Origin of the sequence: Cupriavidus sp. SK-3, assembly GCF_000611145.1 — a bacterium.
Lineage (GTDB): Bacteria > Pseudomonadota > Gammaproteobacteria > Burkholderiales > Burkholderiaceae > Cupriavidus.
The window spans coordinates 1-246 of sequence record NZ_JFJV02000239.1 but is presented as its reverse complement, the minus strand read 5'-3'; the positions used below and the strand labels follow the sequence as shown (position 1 = coordinate 246).

Genomic DNA, 246 nt, shown 5'->3' with positions numbered 1-246 from the left:
CAATCAACGCCTGGGTGCCGTGACGAACATATTCAAACTCGCGACGACGCAGTCGCCCCGGTGCAGGTGCCCGTCCCGGGTGCTTGCGTTCGATGGCCTGAATGCCGGTCTTCTCGTCGATACTGAGCACCACCGCGTTTCGAGGCGCCCTGCGGTACAGCTTGCAAATCCCACTGACCTTCTCGCGAAAGCCCGGATCCGGGCTGTGTAGCCACTGCTGGACCCGGTGCGGACGCACGTCGCCGG

1 pseudogene is annotated in these 246 nt (G+C 64.2%); it reads right to left on the bottom strand.

What is annotated here, in order from left to right:
- Window positions 1-246: pseudogene (locus CF70_RS24775) on the bottom strand (IS630 family transposase); the annotation flags it as partial.